This window comes from Sphaerospermopsis sp. FACHB-1194 (genome assembly GCF_014696235.1).
In the GTDB taxonomy this organism is placed as follows: Bacteria; Cyanobacteriota; Cyanobacteriia; order Cyanobacteriales; family Nostocaceae; genus Sphaerospermopsis; species Sphaerospermopsis kisseleviana.
Window position 1 is genome coordinate 1 of the sequence record NZ_JACJPU010000072.1, and the last position, 18498, is coordinate 18498.

Below are 18498 nucleotides of genomic sequence, written 5' to 3' on the forward strand. Positions count from 1 at the left end.
CGCCTAATGCGAGGAAGGCACAGGGGAATAATAAAACACCTGACCAACCTACGAATACGAAGCGATCGCGCTTTAACCAGTCGTCTAGTACGTCAAACCACCCTCTTGACGGGGCGCGTCCAACTGCTATGGTCATGAGAAAGAATCTCCAAAAATTTATAAGTACGGATTTTATCTGTTTATGGGTGGCTATGACATGACCTTCCATAAACAGAAGTATAACCAGATTGTCAACCTAGTTTACAATTTTTTACGGTCTCTAATCATAATAAGTGCTTTTCTCTAATTTTTCCAGTGTCATCAGAAAAAAGGCTGAAAACCCTTGAGGTTATGTTTTGGAGCATGGCGGAAAAACTTAACTGTCCTTTAGGCAAGGGGACGGCAGTTGCTTGAAGCCTAAGTGGACTCGTTGAACCAAGAATCCCCGCACCTTTAGGTCGGGGAGTGTCAATGGAGATAAATTTTAATCTTGGTCATGGGTAATGGATAATATTATTCCCAATCCCCAATCCCCAATCACCAATCACCAATCACCAATCCCCAATCACCAATAACGCTAGAATTATTCCTACAGTCAGTGAAATGTGATTAATTCTAAATGTTTACCATCGACTTAAGCATCAGAAATACTGCTTTCCCGATCTCAGTACAACGTAAGTCTGCTGAAGATGCTGAAGCTGTTTATCAGCTGATTTTGGCAGCAATGCGTACTGGCAACCCTGATCTTGTTGAACTCAAGTGCGAAGGCAAAACTGAGAAAAAAATTGCTGTCCGTGCTAGTGAAATTTCGGGAGTCCAAATTTCGCAGAAAGATGGTGCAGCTAGTAGCAGTGGTAAAGCTCCGGGCTTTGCTGCTTTCACTATGGCTGAATAAACCAAGGTATAAAAATGACGGTAGTAGGCATTGAAGTTAATAATTTGAACTTCTTTTGGCCTAGTGGGGAGCAAGTAATTAAATCTTGCTCTCTCAAAGTCCCTAAAGGTGAATTTTGGATGCTTTTGGGGACTAATGGCAGTGGGAAGTCAACTCTTTTAAGGTTAATAGCTGGTTTATTAGCTCCCCAGTCTGGGGAAATTGGTATTTCTCCTCCTGTGGGTTTTGTGTTCCAAAATCCTGATCATCAATTAGTTATGCCCACTGTTGGCGCTGATGTGGCTTTTGGATTGGTGGAAGAAAAACTACCTCCTGCTATGGTAAAAGCTAGGGTAGAGGAGGCTTTAGGCGCAGTAAATTTACTATCTTTACAACGCAGGCCTATTTATGCGCTTTCTGGTGGACAAAAACAGCGTGTGGCTATTGCTGGGGCGATCGCTCGTCACTGTGAAGTTTTATTATTAGATGAACCCACGGCTTTATTAGATCCAGATAGTCAATTAGATTTAGTAGCTAGTGTGCGTCGTTTGGTGAAAAGTCGCGGTATTACGGCTTTGTGGGTAACACACCGTTTAGATGAGTTAAATTATTGTGATGGCGCTTTTTTATTAGAAAAGGGTGTTTTAGTTGACGCTGGTGAAGCTGAACGCCTAAAACAGCGACTTATTGGTAGTGATGGGTGATGAAATGAAACGATATTCACCAATCACCAAACTTATAATGCCCATAGATTTAAGTCTACTCAATCCCCAATCCCCAATCCCCAATCACCAGTCACCAATTTTATTCTCTGTAACATAGTGTTACAAGTGATGCTTCAATTACTATAAGTCTTATGAATGATTTTTGTTAACTCTAGATAATTGTGATTAAAAACCATGCCCCGTTCTATCATCCCATCCATTTTGTTAGTGGATGGTTACAACATTATAGGCGCTTGGCCTTGCTTGAAAAAAACTCGTGATGATGCTGGACTAGAGGCAGCACGCGGTGAATTAGTGGAAGCTATAACTAATTATAGCGCGTTTCAAGGATATGAAACTCAAATTATCTTTGATGCTCAATATCAAAATGCTGCTGGTAGTCGAGAAATGATTACAGAATTTCTCACAGTGCATTACACAGACTTTGGACAGACCGCAGATACTTACATTGAAAAAGCTTGTGCGGGTTTACGTCACCAAATCGCCCAATGTTTAATTTCTCGCGTCATTGTTGCCACATCAGACCGAGCGCAGCAGTTGATGGTTCAGGGGTATGGTGCCCAATGGTTATCAGCACATCAATTATGCGGTGAGGTGGAAGCTACGGTTTGTCGGATGCGTCATAGATATCAACCCAAGAAACAACCCAAAGGCAGATTTTTGGCTAATGCTATTGATGATCAGGCTAGGCAGAAGTTAGCACAATTAAGAATGGGACTTTAATTTACGATTGGCAAAAATGTCTGAACTCCTTACCGGGAGTGGCTTTAGCCTGGAATCAATTATACAGCAAGAGTCAGGAGTGAAACCCTTTTGTAGTCAGAGTTTCATGATTAATTGATGTCCTCACTACTCTGTGTACGGCTATATGTACCAGCAGTATAAAAACAACATAGAAAATTAAATAAAAAAATAAATAAAAAAAATTTTGCCAAAGTAGTTGACATCATCTGATTTTCAGTCTAATATAGTAATCGTTGCGAGCGTTCCTCAGTAGCTCAGCGGTAGAGCGATCGACTGTTAATCGATTGGTCGCTGGTTCGAATCCGGCCTGGGGAGTTCAATAAATAGAGGATAAAGCATGAAGGAAGAAAACACAAATTTCAATCTTCATGCTTTTGATTTTGAGAAATTTTGGTCACTTGAACCAGAGGTGATATTTCTCAATCATGGGTCTTTTGGTGCTTGTCCAAAAGCGGTTTTGGAAGTTCAGCAAAGATTACGTCAACAACTAGAAGCTGAACCTGTGCGGTTTTTTGGTCGAGACTGGGAAATATTGATAGATCATGCTAGAAGCAAATTAGCAAAGTTTGTTGGTAGTGATTTTGAAGATTTGGTATTTGTGCCGAATGCAACCACTGGGGTAAATGCTGTACTCAGGTCATTGAGTTTTGCACCAGCAGACGAAATTCTCACCACTAACCATGAATATAACGCTTGCAGAAATGCCTTAGATTTTGTTGCGAGTCGCACAGGTGCGCGGGTGGTGGTGGCTAAAATTCCTTTTCCTATTGCTTCACCGCAAGAAGTGGTGACAGCAGTGATGGAACAGGTTTCACCAAGAACAAAATTAGCACTGTTAGATCATGTTACTAGCCAAACGGCGTTAATTTTTCCTATTCAAGAGTTAGTTAAGCAGTTGCAAGCACAGGGAGTAGATACCCTGGTTGATGGTTCTCATGCACCGGGGATGATTCCTTTAAATTTAGTGGAAATTGGCGCAACTTATTATGTAGGTAATTGTCATAAATGGTTATGTGCGCCCAAGGGTGCAGGTTTTTTATATGTGCAAAGGGATCAACAAACAAAAATCCGCCCTTTAACAATTAGTCATGGTGCAAATTCTCCCCGCACTGATAAAAGTCGCTTTCAATTGGAATTTGACTGGATGGGTACGGATGATCCTACTGCTTATATGTGCGTACCGGAAGCAATTGATTTTATGGGTTCGCTGTTACCTGGTGGGTGGATAGAATTAATGCAGCGTAATCACCAGATGGTTTTAGCAGCAAGAAAGTTACTTTGTGAAGTGTTGGAAGTTGCACCAGTTTGTCCAGAAGAAATGATTGGTTCAATGGCAGTTTTACCAATTTATGGAAAGTTGGCAGATTGGGATTTTATGTTTTTCCATGATCAGTTATTGGATAGATTTGGAATTGAAGTACCTGTGATACCTTGGGAGGAAAATCCGCGTTTGTTGATCCGAGTTTCTGCACAGATTTATAATCAACTTCAGCATTATGAGGATTTGGGGAAGGTGTTAAAAGATTTGTTGGATTAATGGATAGATCCCCGACTTCTTGAAGAAATCAGGGATCTGGGTGATTAGGTATGGAAAATCACCGTTACTAAAGGCAGAAATGCTAATAGAAAAATATGCCAAGATTGTAATGGCATTTCTGAATTTGGTTCTGTTGGTGTTAACAAAGCGTCTATTCTTTGTTCTAACCTATCAACCGCAGAAGAACCTAAAGCTGCACAGCAAACTTCTGATGTTAGGGTTTGGTTACTCACCACTAACAATAAAGATTCAGCTAAAATTAGGGGATCTACTTGGGATGCTGCATAACTATCAGCCCTTAATTCTCGCAACATTAATAATTCTTGCCAAAGTGCTTCTGTATTTGGCAACCAGGAGGTACAAGAACGCACCCAGCCGAGCCAAAAAAACCAGAATGTATCCCTATACTGGTAATGTCCTTGTTCGTGTGCGAGGACGCTTTCTAGGTGTTCTGGGGAGAGAGTTTCTAGTAATCCTTGACTGACTACTAATTCTGGTTGCCAAAATCCCATTTGACCGGCAAATAAAGCCTTTGTTTCTAGGATTCGGACTTGTTTACCTGCTAGATTGATTTGTGGACATTCACGGGCAGATTTTACAGATTTCCAACCTTGAAAAGCCTGTTTAATTCCTAAAATGTTGAAAATAGCGAGAAAAATTAAGGACAGGAGATAGCTAAAAGAACCTGTAGACATTCCCCCCATTTTCCCCTGTGTACCCATGCAAAACACAGCGGTGACAGTCATGAAGATGAGTAAGGGAGGAAAGAGGAATAAAAATAGAGTTTTTCGCCATCTTAAATGCCAATTTCCTGCGGGGATGTGGGCATAATGTCGTAAACTGTAGGCGATCGCTACAGCAATTAAAATCATGAGTAGGTGCATAATGTGATTTGTCTCCTATTTTTCTCCCCTGGCTTGACGTGCAGCTTGAATGCGTTTGGCGATCGCTTCTATTTGTTCACTAGCTGCTTCATCTAAACTATCAGCAAAGGCGGCAACTACATCAGGATTACCTACTGCTAAAAATCGCTGTAGTTGCTCATGGGCTTTAATCATCTCTGCTTGTTGTTTTGTTAGCAGTGGCCGCCAATAAAAGGCTTTTCCTTGTTTATCGCAAGCTAACCAACCTTTTTCCGTGAGACGACGTAAAACGGTGGTGACAGATGTATAAGCTAGTTCGCGGTTAGGATCAGCAAGAATGCGATCGTGTACATCTTTGACTGTAGCTGAACCAAGTTCCCAGACAATGCTGAGAATTTCTGCTTCCAAAGGACCGACGGATAATTGCTTAGGACGGTAATCTGGTAATGGAGCCATGTTGATGGTTTGAGCGATGAAGTTGTTTATATTTCCAGGTTACAGTTTGATTGTCGGTTTGCCACTCTTAAAAATATCAACTTAAACATTCTCAACTGGCTTTAACTTAAACTTAAGTTAGGTCACGTCAGGTAAATAAAGCAATGACACAGACACAAGTTGCAGTATCTTTATATGAGCAAGATTATTTACTGTGGATTGAAGATACAGTCAATAAGTTACAGAGTAGGGATATTGAGGGGTTAGATTTTGAGAATCTGATTGAGGAGATAGAGAGTTTGGGGCGATCAGATAAACGAGAACTGGAAAGTAGACTCAGGGAGCTTTTGGAACATATCCTCAAGCGAAAATACCTAAATATGCCAGATTGTTATCGCGGGTGGGTAGAATCAATCATTAAACAAAGAATTGGCATTAGAGATTTATTAAAAGATTCACCTAGCCTAAAACCATATTTTGCCAAAGTGTTTGATGAAGCTTATGCAGATGCTCTCAAAGTTGTTTACAAGAGTTATCCGCAGTGCGAGTTTCCAGATACATGGCCGTTTAGTCGTGATATTGAAGCAATGCTGAATGTGGATTTTTGGGAATAGTTAAATAGTTAAAAATAAATAGTTAAAAATATTTATTTAGGGGTTGCTGAGAAAGTCTTTCCGTGAGGGCATAGGAGTCAGGAGTCAGGAGTCAGGAGTCAGGAGGAGATTTGAAAATTTCTTTGCCATCTCTTGAAATCCCAAAAAATGCACACTTTTTCCGGTATACCCTTCAAAACCCTTGCACTTTTTTCCTGATTTTCCACCTGAAACCCTTGATTTATCAAGGTTTTAAGTTTATTCAGCAAACCCTATTTACACTTGAATGAGGATATCAAGCAATGACAATGACACAGACACAAGTTGCAGTATCTTTATATGAGCAAGATTATTTACTGTGGATTGAAGATACGGTCAATAAGTTACGGAGTAGGGATATTGAGGGGTTAGATTTTGAGAATCTGATTGAGGAGATAGAGAGTTTGGGGCGATCGGACAAACGAGAACTAGAAAATCGGCTGGAAGAGCTTTTGGAGCATATCCTCAAGCGAAAATACGTAAATATGCCCGATTGTTATCGCGGGTGGGTAGAATCAATCATTAAACAAAGGAATGGACTCAGAAAGTTACTCAAAAATTCACCCAGTCTCAAGCCTTATTTTAGCCAAGTGTTTGATGAAGCTTACGCAGAAGCTCTGAAAATTGTCCGCAATGGTTATCCGCAGTGTGAGTTTCCTGATACATGGCTTTTTAGCCGTGATCTTGAAGCGATGTTGAATGTGGATTTTTGGGAATAGTTAAATAGTTAAAAATATTTATTTACACTTGAATGAGGATATCAAGCAATGACACAGACACAAATTGCAGTATCTTTATATGAGCAAGATTATTTACTGTGGATTGAAGATACAGTCAATAAGTTACGGAGTAGGGATATTGAGGGGTTAGATTTTGAGAATCTGATTGAGGAGATAGAGAGTTTGGGGCGATCGCAAAAACACGAACTTGAAAACCGGCTAGGAGAACTTCTTGAACATCTTCTCAAGCGGACTTATGTAAATATGCCTGATTGTTATCGTGGTTGGGTAGAATCCATTGATAAGCAAAGGGTATCTCTGAAGCGATTACTCAAACAAGCACCGAGTTTAAAGCCCTATTTTCACGAAGTTTTTGATGAAGTTTACGAAGATACTCTCAAAATTGTGCGTCGGGGTTATCCGCAGTGCGAGTTTCCTGATACATGGCCATTTAGTCCTGATCTTGAAGCGATGCTGAATGTGGATTTTTGGGAAGATTAAAAATGAGAAATCCTCATGTAGACAATCTCGAGTTTTTTCTATCTTGAAGGACGGTTAAGTTTTTCTGCCACCCTCCAAAACTCAACCTCAAGGGTTTTCAGCCCATTTTCTTATAAAGATCGAGATTTGAAGATAGCCAGTGAGTGACATCAAGTGGGTAGAATATAACCGCAGTAGTATAGAGCAGGTATATCTAGCCCGTGAAGATATTTGTATATCATACTCCAGAATTAACCCCAACTGAGGCAACGCCAGAATGCGCGATCGCTGTTGATGTTTTGCGAGCCACTAGCACAATAGCGACAGTGTTAGCGGCTGGAGGCGAGGCAGTGCAAGTTTTTAGTGATTTAGATCAACTCATGGCAGTGAGTGAACAATGGCCTGCCGAAAAACGATTACGGGCTGGAGAAAGAGGCGGCGCAAAAGTGTCTGGCTTTGAGTTGGGTAACTCGCCCCTAGATTGCACAGCAGAATTAGTACAAGGGCGACGCTTGTTTATCAGTACCACTAATGGTACTCGTGCCTTACAGCGCATTCAACAAGCTCCTATTGTCCTTGCAGCAGCTTTAATTAATCGGTCTGCGGTGGTGAAATTTCTCTTAGAAAAACAACCAGAAACCATTTGGATCGTTGGTTCAGGTTGGGAAGGTAGTTTTTCTTTAGAGGATACTGTTTGTGCAGGTGCGATCGCTCATAGTATTTGGCAACAAACCGATTCTTCCCTGGAAGAAATAGCTGGGAATGATGAAGTTACCAGTGCGATCGCTCTTTATTCACAATGGCAAAATGACTTACTGGGATTATTCCATCAAGCTAGTCACGGTAAGCGATTATTACGCCTGGAATGTTTAGAAGATTTAAAATATTGCTCCCAAACCGATATTTTAGATGTTTTACCAATGCAACACGAAGCAGGTGTTTTAAAAAGTCAGAATCAGTAAGGAGGCAGGAGTTATGTATTTTGGATTTTGGATTTTGGATTTTGGATTGTTTTTGTAGTCTCCAATCTAAAATCTAAAATCTAAAATCTAAAATTTATCTCCCTATCTCCCTTACTTAGGGGTTGCTGAGAAAGTCTTTCCGTGAGGGCATAGGAGTCAGGAGTCAGGAGTCAGGAGTCAGGAGAAGATTTGAAAATTTCTTTGCCATCTCTTGAAATCCCAAAAAATGCACACTTTTTCCGGTATACCCTTCAAAACCCTTGCACTAATTTCTGTGTTTATCAGCCTCTAACCTTTGATATATCAAGGTTTTAGGTTTATTCAGCAAACCTTACTTAATAGCTGATAAAGGCACACCTAACCAACCTAAAAAGTTCTCTTGCTGAGTAGTATCAGGATCTTCTACTGGACGTAATTGATATTTATGAGGATGTTGTGGTGCTAAGGTGATGGAATAGTTACGCAGTTCGTCTTGGTGGAAAACAGTGATGTTGATAGTATCGTTGGGTTGGTAATCTTTTAACCGTTCACTTAACTGATTTTTTCCTACCTTAATACCATCAATTGCCAATAATTCATCACCTGCATTAATTCCTGCTGTGTATGCAGGAGAACCCATCTCGACAAATTTGATTATTTCCTGTCCATGTTCAGTTTTGATTCTCACACCTAAATATGGTTCTGTCTCTAATTCTTCTACCAATTTTAAACCAAAAGGTTCTAAATATTGATTGAATGGTAACTCATCCAATCCATGAATATAGCGATCAAAGAAATCCGTTAAATCTGTGCCGGCGACAGTTTCAATTACCTCCTTTAATTGTTCTGGAGTATAACCTATTTCCTCTTTACCAAATTGCTGCCACATTTTCCGCATGACATCATCAAAAGACAATTGATTATGATGAAGAGAGCGAATTAACAAATCCAGCAATAGTGATACCATTTCCCCTTTTAAATAATAGGAAATTTGCGAATTACCACTATTAGCATCTTGACGATATAGCTTAATCCAAGCATCAAAACTAGATTCAGTAAGTGCTTGTACTTTCCTTCCTGGCGTTTTCAGATATTTGGTAATTTCCTCATTTACATGATGAAAGTATGATTTAATATCATAAATTCCCGCCCGGAAAGGAATTATTAAATCATAGTAACTTGTAGTACCTTCACAAAACCAAAGAGAGGGGGTATAGTTTTCTTGATCGTAATCAAAAACTTCTAACCCTTTGGGACGGATTCTTTTAACATTCCACAGATGAAAAAACTCGTGGGCTACTAATTGGGTAAAACGTTCATATTTATCTTGAATATGAAATCCAAACCGGTGATAAATTAATGAACATGAGTTTTTATGTTCTAATCCGCCATAAGCCTGATCAAATAAATGCAGTATAAACAAATATCTTTGATAGGGCAAACCACCAAACATTTGTGCTTCCAATTCAATGATTTTATGGAAATCTTCTAGCAGTTTTTGCGGTTTGTAGTTTCCTTTTCCCCAAATTGCTAACTCATGAGGTTTTCCTAATACATGAAAGTGAAACAAATCATGATTACCAATTTCAAATGGAGTATCAACAAGAGTATCAAAATCTGCTGCTAGGAAGGTATTGGCTTCTTCTGTCACTGCTGGTAAACCTGTGGTTACTTGCCATTCTGGGTGTGGTGGGACGATGGTAATATGAATTGGTTTTTCTTCCCAACCGGGGATTCTTAAAAACAGCGCCGCACCGTTAAAATAACCATGACTAGCATCTAAATGATTTGTGCGTACTGATAATTCATTGGCAAAAACGCGATAACGCAGGATGACTTCAGCAGCATCACCTTTTTCTATCTGCCAGTGATTTTTACTGATTTTTCGCCAGGATAAGGGTTCTGAGTCGGCAAAGGCAGCAAAATCTTGTAAATTCTTAGCGTATTCTCGCACTAAGTATGAACCTGGTGTCCATACTGGCATTTTCAAGTCAAGAATTGGTAATGGGTAGTTTACAAGGTGTAATGTTACCTCAAACAGATGATTTTCTGGTTGGGGCATTGCTACCCAATAGTGAATTAATACATTAGTATGGGGTAATTGATTGTTACCAAGAATTACTTTTGAATTATTCATTTGCTATTTTGACGGAGTTTGTAACTGCTTAAATAAAAAGTTTTTAATCACTAATTAATTTAGTTATTGTCTTTATTAAACCATCTTAAAATAGCAAGTCTTGTTAAAACAAGTCTCTTCAAAATAGATTATACATGAGTTAATGATTTTTTTATGACAGTTCGTGAATTGTCACTCAATATTTTGGACTATTTCTATAATTTAGATACTATATTCTAATATAACTATACAAATTTTGGTTAGTATTAGTAATTTAAATATCCATCAGTAATCACTATTTACTTAATTGATTTATTTGTAATAGGCTTTGTCTATGGGAATGACACCAACTACACTTACAGTCCACTGTATATTCTTTCGTCAAGTCATCCTGGCAGGAATGATGTGAGACCCAATTTTTTGATAAATCTAAAGAATGCAGGTGCATCAAAAAACACATTAAATGCAAGAAAAATTACTGGTAAACCCAAGATGCAGGAAATGGGGTATAATAGACAACAAAAACCTATATCCTCTGCCTTATGCCGGATCAAGATTTCACCCCAAAGTTGCGAAATTTTATGCAGCGTGTAGGTATCTCTAGTTTTAAATCTTTGAGTGACGCTGCTGGTGTTTCCGAGTGGCAAATCTTGTGTTTAAGAAGGGGAAAGCTGGAGCAAGTGCGGGTAGAGGTTTTGCTGAAGCTATCAAAAATCCTACAGATATCACTGGGTGAAATAGTAGCAGCGTTTTCAACTGCAAGTTCTGATTCCCAAGTTGTAGGTTTTGCAGTCACAACTCACAACTTAGGTACGGATGAACAATTATTACAAGAAATTGCTGATTTGAAAAGAGAGTATGAACGAATCGTGCTGATGCTGGAACAACAGCGAGAGGTTTTACAGCAAGAGTTTCAGCAGTCGAGTTTACAAATTTTGGAATCTTTATTGTTGTTTTGGCCTACAGCAGCACAGAAAGCAAAGGATAATCCCCAGCTAGAAGCGGTTAAAATACTACCTGTGGTGCAAAAGCCTCTGGAAAAATTATTGCAGGCTTGGGGTGTGGAAGCGATCGCCTCTGTGGGAGCCGAAATACCTTATGATCCCCAATGGCATGAATTATTGCAGGGAACAGCCCAACTAGGCGAAAAAGTCAAAGTGTGTTATGTTGGATACCGTCAAGGTGATAAGCTGCTTTATCGAGCTAAGGTAAATCCTCTGCAATGATCGATTGTCTGAATCAGTTGTGTAAAATAAATCTTATAGTTAGGAGTTCCCTCGAACCATTTGTTAAATTAGCATAAAACAAAATATGTAATATCAACTATTGATTTGTAGGGAATAAATTTCTAGCTAAAAGCCGATGTCTATCAGTTCAAATTTGACAATTTTTTATGAATTTTTTATTAGAAAATTATATTTTTTTATTAAAAATTTTATATTGTATAAGCTATTTAAAGTAAGTAAATATTTCTATTGTTCTGATGATTATTTGAGGAAAATTTACTATATTGGTATATACTAGCTACAAGAGAACACCATTGATATCAATCAGAGTAACCTAATTATGAGTCAGCAGGTGAAAGTTCTTACACTTAAAAAAAATTTAAATGCTGAAACTGCATCAGAATTTCAGCAAGATATTGCCCAAATTCTAGAAAGTGGTGTAAAGGGTGTAAAGATTGTCTTAGTTGATTGTCAAAATATTACATTTCTGGATAGTTCTGGTTTAGGATCTCTAATATTAGCTTTTAAAACCCTACGAGATGCTGATATTAAAATGGTTCTCTGCTCGGTGAATGATCAAGTGAGGATGATATTTGAATTAACCAGTATAAATAAAGTTTTAGAAATTTTTCCTAGCCAAGATGCTTTTAATCAAGTCTTACTAGCTACAAGTTAATCAAATTTAATTTGCAGAATAGATAAATCATCATCAAAGGATTCTTTGGAGTTTAAATTGATTAAATATTTCAGTATATAATCAAGTTGGTAATCAACCGAATGTTGTAAGCTAACTAGCAACTGAACAAATCCATCCAGACTCCAAAGATTACCATCTGATTTAGTAATTTCATAAGCGCCATCGCTAAAAATGTAAAGACTACTGCATTTTTCAATTTGGTAAGTTTCATCCACATATTTTGCTTCAGGAAACATCCCAACTGGCATTCCTGGCGTTTTTAGGAGTTTTATTTCTGTGGTACTGGGAGATTTTCCAGATACTAATACTGCGGGTGGATGTCCAGCACTTGCATAAATTAGCTGGCGATTGATGCGGTTGTATACACCATACCAAATAGTAAAATATTTATCATTTTGATAATTGATTTGGAAAGTATCATTTAAAGCTTTTAACACCTGACTAGGCTGATAATAATTAAGTCCTTTGAGCGCACGGGAACGAAGCAAATTGAGTACAGATACAGAGGGAAGAGTTGCTCTGAGTCCATGTCCAGCAGTATCTAATAAATAAATTGCCAAATGATCAGCATCTAACCAATAATAATCAAAGCAATCTCCTCCTAGTTGTCGTGAGGGAATGAATCGAGAACTAATAGTCAGAGGTGTAGACATGGGTAAGGGCAAAAGGGATTTTACATATTCTGCTGCTTCTGCTAGTTCTGTTTCTAACAATAGCTTTTGGGTTTGTAAATCCCGATTTAACTGATGTAGACGTAATCCGGCTCTGACTCTGGCTTGCAGTTCATTTTGTTCAATAGGTTTGGAAATAAAATCATCAGCACCAGCATCTAGTCCTTTGACGCGATCTGCAACTGAATCTAAAGATGTTAATAAAATAAAAAATGTGGAGGATAATTTAGGGTCTTTCTTGATGCGATCGCAGACTTCTAATCCAGATAAACCTGGCATGATCCAATCACAAATGATTAGGGCTGGAGGACAAGCCAAAGCTTGTAAAATTCCTTCTTGACCATTATTAGCAGTGATTACTTGATAACCCTGTTTTTCTAACATCCTTTTAAGAAGGATCTGGATTGAATAGTCATCATCAATTACTAAAATCTGAAACATAATAAATCGTGTATACAATTAATATTATACCCAGGAATACAAATTAAAATACAAGATGAAAGTGATGAACAAATGGTTAGTAGTATGATGTCTCAAAATACTAACTTTGGTTTTAAAAAATCATTTTTAATGATCCATTTACTTACTAAGATTTTGATATCATCACATACAGCATATTTCAGTTAATAGCAGTACAGAATTGAAATCGAAGTAAGTATTAATCGGTGTGTATTCCTGACTCCTGGGCTATTATGAAGATGCAAGAGGATTAAGCCATAACAGCATGACTTTTTTTAACTGGTGTATATCACGATATACTTCTTGTTTAAACCATTGTCCTAAAGCATCAAGAGGAGTAAAAGAATTTCCAGCTTGCCAATTAATATCTTGACCTAATGGTGTGGTATGATTTCCTGGTAAGGTTTGTACTGTCACCATTTCTGGAAAACGTTTTTGTAATATTTTTGTTAAAATTGCTGATTGATCAAGATTATCATTGCTAAATTTGATTAAAAAATTACGGCGGATGTGATAACTTTCTTCTACAAGTTGGTTAGTTTCTAAGGGTGTGGGAGTAAACTCAATCGCCAAAGTAGAATTTAATTGTTCTACGAGAGGAATGGCATCTTTAGCTGTGTAATTGTTAAATGATATGAGAATATTACCTGCCCTTTCTACTGGGAAAAGACTACCAATCAGTAAATGCAGTTTGCAACCCATACTGTGTCCAATACCATAAATTGGTAGGTACAGCTTGCGTAATTCGCCGGAATAGTGTAATCGTTCTATGGTGCGTTCAAAGTTCAGCAGTACAGATTCGGCGATCGCCTGATGATCTAAGGTGTTGACAAAAGGTGTAGCAACCACAACATAACCTTTAGCTGCCAACTGTTCTAGTAACCAGCGGTAAGTCAGGTGGGGTGCGGTAGCGACAAATGCACCCCCCAAAAAATGGATGATCCCGATGGGATGACGGGGAATAATTACCCAGTTGCCTCTAATTTCTTTCCAGTCCATATCAATGTGCAATACCTACGCTAAATCCACGCTGCCGCGTGCTTCATATTCTTTAATATTACTCTGTTCCTGCCAGAGAACATTAACAAAATTTTTGCGAGGGAGTAATCTGCTGGAAATAAGCTGTTGGACATTTAACTTCCATATTATCTAAAATTAAAACTCTTGTGGGGTGGGCATCCTGCCCGCCCTGGTTGTGTAAATTAAAGGTTTATCAGCTTAGAAATGAGTACCCAGGCAAAATTAATTTAACATATTGATAGAAAACAAAAATGTCTATATTCCTGATCTGTTCCCTCTCCTAACTATAAAATTTATTTTGCCCAACTACTTATTTTTTGATTTGGAAGTTTTTTAACCCTGCTCCTGTAACCTTCGCATTTCGTATTGCACATCTAAAGCAATCTGCAATGCTTCATTTAATAATCGTCCATGTTCTGTTGCTTGTTCAGTCACTTGGATAGCAGTTAAAGCAGCTAAATTACTAGCAAATAAATCAGCATTACTCAGGATGAAATTCTTATTTTCTCGCAAAATTCTTTCGGTCTTCAAAGCACGTATTAAATCTAATTTAGTGAAATTTAAAGCTTGAATAACTCGTTCTCTGTGCGTGATACCTACCTCTGGATTACCTGCTTCTTCTATTTGATCATTAATACATATAGCTTTAATCACTGCATTATATCTTTCCACATCATTGAGTAAATTTTGCAAAGAATTAGTCATATTTTTTTTGAGTAATTTGCTTTTACTCCTCCAAAGAAAATATAAGATAGTTTGGCTTAAACCCCCACTCCAGACACTAAATAAAATTAGTAATATCCAAGAGGGAATGGTAATCCAACTGGCAAATATTTTGATCATAACATCAAATACCAGATATGAAAAAACCAAAGTTGAACAACCGATAAAAATTACCGTAGCTCCTTCAGAACCTTTGATTTTTGCGATTAACATTTTTTGCCAATGATTGAGATAATTAGTAATGATAAACAACTCATTATGAACAGGTAAATTAGTCAATTTTTCCAACTCTTGATGACTAATTTCCAAACCTCTTAAATCATCACGCACAGCTTTACCAACCTCATGAAAATAGTAATTTACTCTAATATAGCAATGAAATTTCCGAAATGGTAAGTGAAATGATATAGCAGGAAAAGGAATAAGCATTCAGCCGTCAGCTATCAGCAAAACTCACCAAAAATATAAATATCAGCTTGTGAATTTTGCCGAATCATGATTTCTGAATAAGAGTGAATAAATAAAAACCCGAAAAAATAAAAATAAATATAATAGTAGTAGCATAAACTATGACATCTTTGAGAATAAATAATATCCAATCTTTCCTCAGTTCTTGTTTAAATTTCAGTTCCCTTAACTTGCGTTCAAGTTCCACATCTTCTTTAGTAGATATATTCATCAAACTACTGGTATCTACATCATCAAGTATTTCTGCTGGAAAGCGTGTTGCTGCTGGAGTTGCAAAAGTTTCCAAAAAATTGTCTAATTGCTGATTTACCTCAGTTGTCACAATTGGTAGACTATACTGATTGAGCTTCCTGAGTTCTTTTTTGATCAGCTTTTTCACAATTTTCACTATTAATGCTTCTAAAGCTTCTAAATTTTTATCCGCCATCTGATTGAAAATTAAATATTTTCTAGGTAAGTATTCAGCAGTCAGTAATCAGTAATAAGCTATTATTTAGGATTTATGAGTATTGTTAACGAGGAATTAGGAATTAAAAATCCTTGCAAATTAGCCTCAAGAGCAGTTTTAGCTGACTGCTGAGTGCTGATAGCTGAATGCTTACTTTTCTAGTATCACCTTTAAAGTGTAGTTTAACTGAATGTCAAACAACTGAAGTTAGGGCTACAGTGAGAGCAAAAAGGTAAAAATGGTGATTATGGTTATTATAGTTGTCCTGATTAATATCATGATCTCAATAATGCTGCTTTACATAGCTCGATTGCTATGGCAACTTAAACACAAGCTAGGAATCATAGCAGACAGGTTAAACAGCTATGAACACGCTCTCCATACCGTATTATATACAGTACCAGCAAATATTTATACAGGACAACAGCAAATTTATGAATTATGGCAAAAACACCAAAACCTGAAATTGCAAATTCAACAGGTGCAACAAATTCTTAACCTCGTATTACTAGGGAGAAACATTTGGCAGAGGTATAAAAAGTATAAATTATAAACTTCACCGTGAGTTTCGACAGCTTCAACTACCGCTTGCTCCATGACTCCCTATTGCCAGAACATCAAACCAGCATAAAATGAGTGTAATGGATATAAAAGATTAACCATAAAAATGTCTAATAATCGTTCGGGAATATTTATAGGCGGTATGATGCTAGGAGCTACCATTGGTGCTTTAGCAGGATTACTCGCTGCACCCCGCCCGGGGAGAGAAACGCGGAAACTTTTGAAAAAATCAGCAGATGCCTTACCAGAGTTAGCAGAAGATATATCAACCAGCGTACAGATTCAAGCTGATCGACTTTCTGCCACGGCATTGCAAAACTGGGATGATACCCTAGAGAGACTACGGGAAGCGATCGCAGCCGGAGTAGAAGCCACCCAACGCGAAAGCCAAGCCCTAAACAGGCCAAACCCGGCTGAACCTAAAAACACTGATTCTCTCACCCAGAATCTATAACGCTCACAAATAGCATAACCGTGATTGACCCTCTGTTTTGGCTGGGACTGTCTATACTCTTAGTCGCTGCTAGTCTCACCGCTGTTTTAGTAGCGGCCATACCCGCTGTGCAGGAGTTAGCACGCGCCGCCCGTAGTGCCGAAAAATTTTTTGATACGCTCTCAAGAGAGTTACCCCCCACCCTCAAAGCCATTCGTAATACCAGTTTAGAAATAACAGACTTAACCGATGATGTGAGTGAAGGTGTCAAAAGTGCCGGTCAAGTCGTTAAACAAGTAGATCAAAGTTTGAATAGTGCCAAAAAACAAGCTCAAAATATTCAAGTCAGCACACGCAGCTTCGTAGTTGGTGTTAAAGCAGCCTGGAAAACTTTCACACGCCAAAAACCTGCCAGACGTAACCCCGAACGCTTATCCATTCCTGACAAACCAGAGTTAACTTTGCCAGAGCGAGAATTGCTAAGTTCGGAAAATAGAAGAATAGTTGATAGGTGACTGGTGACTGGTGACTGGTGACTGGTGACTGGTGACTGGGGACTGGGGACTGGTGACTGGGGACTGGGGACTGGGGACTGGGGACTGGGGACTGGGGACTGGGGACTGGTGACTGGGCATTGGGCATTGGGCATTGGGTTATTAACTTCCCCCTGCTTCCTGCTCCCCTACCTCCTTCCTGCCTCCTTCCTGCCTCCTGACAACTGACCTTAAATTAGAGTAAAGTAAACAAGTGTAAAGAAGTATCACTTTTCTCGTAATCTTTAAAAAGCACTTGTTTACTTTTGCCCTTAATATTTTGTATAAAAAATTCCATGCAGCGTTGTTTTTGGCGAAAAATCTTAGTATCCATTGCAGTATTTTGCTTTGCTGGGTCAATTTGGGCGATTCATTCACCATCAGCCTTAGCTTATGAAAATCCTGACTTACTACCGGACACATTTACCCCAGTTGTCGATTTAGCAAAGACTCTCCCAGACCCCCAGGAAGAAAAACTTGTCAAAGACTTAGAACAATTTGAAACGGATACAGGTTGGAAATTGCGAGTATTAACCCAGTATGACCGCACCCCAGGCAGGGCAGTGATCAAATATTGGGGTTTGGATGACAAAAGCATTCTTTTAGTTGCAGATGCTCGCGGTGGTAATATTCTTAGTTTTAGTGTGGGTGATGCGGTTTATGAACTTTTACCCCGCACATTTTGGATTGAACTACAAACCCGGTTTGGTAACTTGTACTTTGTCAGGGAAAACGGCGAAGATCAAGCAATTCTACAGGCTTTAGATTCAGTAAAAGGTTGTTTACTCAAAGGTGGTTGTAACGTCGTTCCTGGACTACCAAGAGAACAATGGATACTCACCCTGATTACATCAGCTATTGGTGGTGTGATTTGTGGCTTTGCGGCTCAACCCCGCGATGATAAACAAGTCTTTGCTTGGCAGTGGGCGTTAATTTTTTCACCTTTGTGGGGAATTTTGTTTATTGCCTTCGGTATTGCCCCAGTTATTACCCGTACCAGCGATTGGATTCCTCTAGTTCGTAATATTTCCGCTTTTTTAATAGGTCTGTTAGTCGCCTATCTCTCTCCTGTTTTCAGTCGTCCTTCTTCCAGTGCTGAGTCTTGAGTGACTGGGGACTGGGGACTGGGGACTGGGGACTGGGGACTGGGGACTGGGGACTGGGGACTGGGGACTGGGGACTGGGGACTGGTGACTGGGGACTGGGGACTGGTG

The 18498-nt window shown here is 38.7% G+C and carries 22 protein-coding genes, 1 tRNA gene and 1 pseudogene; 15 read left to right on the forward strand and 9 right to left on the reverse strand.

What is annotated here, in order from left to right:
- Positions 1-136, reverse strand: a pseudogene (locus H6F45_RS24600) (photosystem II D2 protein (photosystem q(a) protein)); the annotation flags it as partial.
- Positions 137-598: 462 nt separating this feature from the next.
- Here H6F45_RS24600 and H6F45_RS24605 point away from each other — a divergent pair.
- The 5 genes from H6F45_RS24605 (at position 599) to H6F45_RS24625 (ending at position 3859) form a co-directional block, all read left to right on the forward strand.
- Positions 599-874: a hypothetical protein gene (locus H6F45_RS24605; RefSeq protein ID WP_137669159.1), complete on the forward strand. Its 276-nt coding sequence runs from the start codon at positions 599-601 to the stop codon at positions 872-874.
- A gap of 14 nt (positions 875-888) precedes the next feature.
- Positions 889-1557 carry an ABC transporter ATP-binding protein gene (locus H6F45_RS24610; protein ID WP_096567748.1) on the forward strand — a complete coding sequence of 223 codons (669 nt, stop codon included), beginning with the start codon at positions 889-891 and terminating at the stop codon, positions 1555-1557.
- A gap of 195 nt (positions 1558-1752) precedes the next feature.
- Positions 1753-2301, forward strand: coding sequence for an NYN domain-containing protein (locus H6F45_RS24615; protein ID WP_096567750.1), 549 nt, complete (start codon positions 1753-1755; stop codon positions 2299-2301).
- Positions 2302-2565: 264 nt separating this feature from the next.
- Positions 2566-2637: transfer RNA gene (locus tag H6F45_RS24620), tRNA-Asn, on the forward strand.
- A 22-nt stretch (positions 2638-2659) separates the two neighbouring features.
- Positions 2660-3859, forward strand: coding sequence for an aminotransferase class V-fold PLP-dependent enzyme (locus tag H6F45_RS24625; protein WP_137669160.1), 1200 nt, complete (start codon positions 2660-2662; stop codon positions 3857-3859).
- A 44-nt stretch (positions 3860-3903) separates the two neighbouring features.
- On the opposite strand, the gene H6F45_RS24630 is transcribed toward H6F45_RS24625, so the two are convergent.
- Entirely contained in the window at positions 3904-4743 is an 840-nt protein-coding gene (locus H6F45_RS24630) for a M56 family metallopeptidase (protein ID WP_137669161.1), read from the reverse strand.
- A 15-nt stretch (positions 4744-4758) separates the two neighbouring features.
- The gene (locus tag H6F45_RS24635) at positions 4759-5178 is read right to left on the reverse strand and encodes a BlaI/MecI/CopY family transcriptional regulator (RefSeq protein WP_096567756.1); all 420 of its coding nucleotides are present in this window, start codon (positions 5176-5178) and stop codon (positions 4759-4761) included.
- Positions 5179-5321: 143 nt separating this feature from the next.
- Between H6F45_RS24635 and H6F45_RS24640 the strand changes: the two genes are divergently transcribed.
- The 4 genes from H6F45_RS24640 to H6F45_RS24655 all read left to right on the forward strand — a co-directional run bounded on the left by H6F45_RS24640 (position 5322) and on the right by H6F45_RS24655 (position 7950).
- Positions 5322-5771, forward strand: coding sequence for a DUF29 domain-containing protein (locus H6F45_RS24640; RefSeq protein ID WP_137669162.1), 450 nt, complete (start codon positions 5322-5324; stop codon positions 5769-5771).
- 281 nt (positions 5772-6052) lie between these two features.
- Positions 6053-6508, forward strand: a complete 456-nt coding sequence (locus H6F45_RS24645) for a DUF29 domain-containing protein (RefSeq protein WP_347237801.1) — start codon at positions 6053-6055, stop codon at positions 6506-6508.
- Between the two features lie 48 nt (positions 6509-6556).
- Positions 6557-7009, forward strand: a complete 453-nt coding sequence (locus tag H6F45_RS24650; RefSeq protein WP_096567762.1) for a DUF29 domain-containing protein — start codon at positions 6557-6559, stop codon at positions 7007-7009.
- Positions 7010-7209: 200 nt separating this feature from the next.
- Positions 7210-7950, forward strand: coding sequence for a 2-phosphosulfolactate phosphatase family protein (locus H6F45_RS24655; protein WP_096567764.1), 741 nt, complete (start codon positions 7210-7212; stop codon positions 7948-7950).
- A gap of 331 nt (positions 7951-8281) precedes the next feature.
- On the opposite strand, the gene H6F45_RS24660 is transcribed toward H6F45_RS24655, so the two are convergent.
- Positions 8282-10066 (reverse strand): M61 family metallopeptidase, encoded by a 1785-nt coding sequence (locus tag H6F45_RS24660; RefSeq protein WP_190348660.1) that lies wholly within the window; start codon positions 10064-10066, stop codon positions 8282-8284.
- A gap of 521 nt (positions 10067-10587) precedes the next feature.
- Between H6F45_RS24660 and grpE the strand changes: the two genes are divergently transcribed.
- Together grpE and H6F45_RS24670 are read left to right on the forward strand one after the other, a co-directional pair.
- Positions 10588-11271 (forward strand): nucleotide exchange factor GrpE, encoded by a 684-nt coding sequence (gene grpE / locus H6F45_RS24665; protein WP_190348661.1) that lies wholly within the window; start codon positions 10588-10590, stop codon positions 11269-11271.
- A gap of 340 nt (positions 11272-11611) precedes the next feature.
- A complete protein-coding gene (locus tag H6F45_RS24670) occupies positions 11612-11947 on the forward strand; it encodes an STAS domain-containing protein (protein WP_096567770.1) in 336 nt (111 codons plus the stop codon).
- On the opposite strand, the gene H6F45_RS24675 is transcribed toward H6F45_RS24670, so the two are convergent.
- From H6F45_RS24675 to H6F45_RS24690, 4 genes are all read right to left on the reverse strand, one after another.
- Positions 11944-13080 carry a SpoIIE family protein phosphatase gene (locus H6F45_RS24675; protein WP_096567772.1) on the reverse strand — a complete coding sequence of 379 codons (1137 nt, stop codon included), beginning with the start codon at positions 13078-13080 and terminating at the stop codon, positions 11944-11946. The two genes, H6F45_RS24670 and H6F45_RS24675, sit on opposite strands and share 4 nt — an antisense overlap.
- A gap of 249 nt (positions 13081-13329) precedes the next feature.
- A complete protein-coding gene (locus tag H6F45_RS24680) occupies positions 13330-14097 on the reverse strand; it encodes a DUF1350 family protein (protein ID WP_137666577.1) in 768 nt (255 codons plus the stop codon).
- A gap of 354 nt (positions 14098-14451) precedes the next feature.
- Positions 14452-15171: a hypothetical protein gene (locus H6F45_RS24685; RefSeq protein ID WP_190348665.1), complete on the reverse strand. Its 720-nt coding sequence runs from the start codon at positions 15169-15171 to the stop codon at positions 14452-14454.
- A gap of 163 nt (positions 15172-15334) precedes the next feature.
- Complete coding sequence (locus H6F45_RS24690; RefSeq protein ID WP_190348662.1) at positions 15335-15736, reverse strand: hypothetical protein; 402 nt, start codon at positions 15734-15736, stop codon at positions 15335-15337.
- Between the two features lie 310 nt (positions 15737-16046).
- On the opposite strand from H6F45_RS24690, the gene H6F45_RS24695 reads away from it, so the two are divergent.
- From H6F45_RS24695 to H6F45_RS24705, 3 genes are all read left to right on the forward strand, one after another.
- Positions 16047-16310 (forward strand): hypothetical protein, encoded by a 264-nt coding sequence (locus H6F45_RS24695; protein WP_347237802.1) that lies wholly within the window; start codon positions 16047-16049, stop codon positions 16308-16310.
- A gap of 114 nt (positions 16311-16424) precedes the next feature.
- Entirely contained in the window at positions 16425-16772 is a 348-nt protein-coding gene (locus H6F45_RS24700; protein WP_096567777.1) for a YtxH domain-containing protein, read from the forward strand.
- 20 nt (positions 16773-16792) lie between these two features.
- On the forward strand, positions 16793-17266 hold the full coding sequence (locus H6F45_RS24705) for a hypothetical protein (protein WP_096567779.1): 474 nt from the start codon (positions 16793-16795) through the stop codon (positions 17264-17266).
- Here H6F45_RS24705 and H6F45_RS24710 read toward each other — a convergent pair.
- Entirely contained in the window at positions 17231-17386 is a 156-nt protein-coding gene (locus tag H6F45_RS24710; RefSeq protein ID WP_190348663.1) for a hypothetical protein, read from the reverse strand. The genes H6F45_RS24705 and H6F45_RS24710 overlap by 36 nt on opposite strands.
- A 194-nt stretch (positions 17387-17580) precedes the next feature.
- Here H6F45_RS24710 and H6F45_RS24715 point away from each other — a divergent pair, with 194 nt between their 5' ends.
- Positions 17581-18390 (forward strand): TPM domain-containing protein, encoded by an 810-nt coding sequence (locus H6F45_RS24715; RefSeq protein ID WP_096567781.1) that lies wholly within the window; start codon positions 17581-17583, stop codon positions 18388-18390.
- Positions 18391-18498 lie beyond the last annotated feature (108 nt).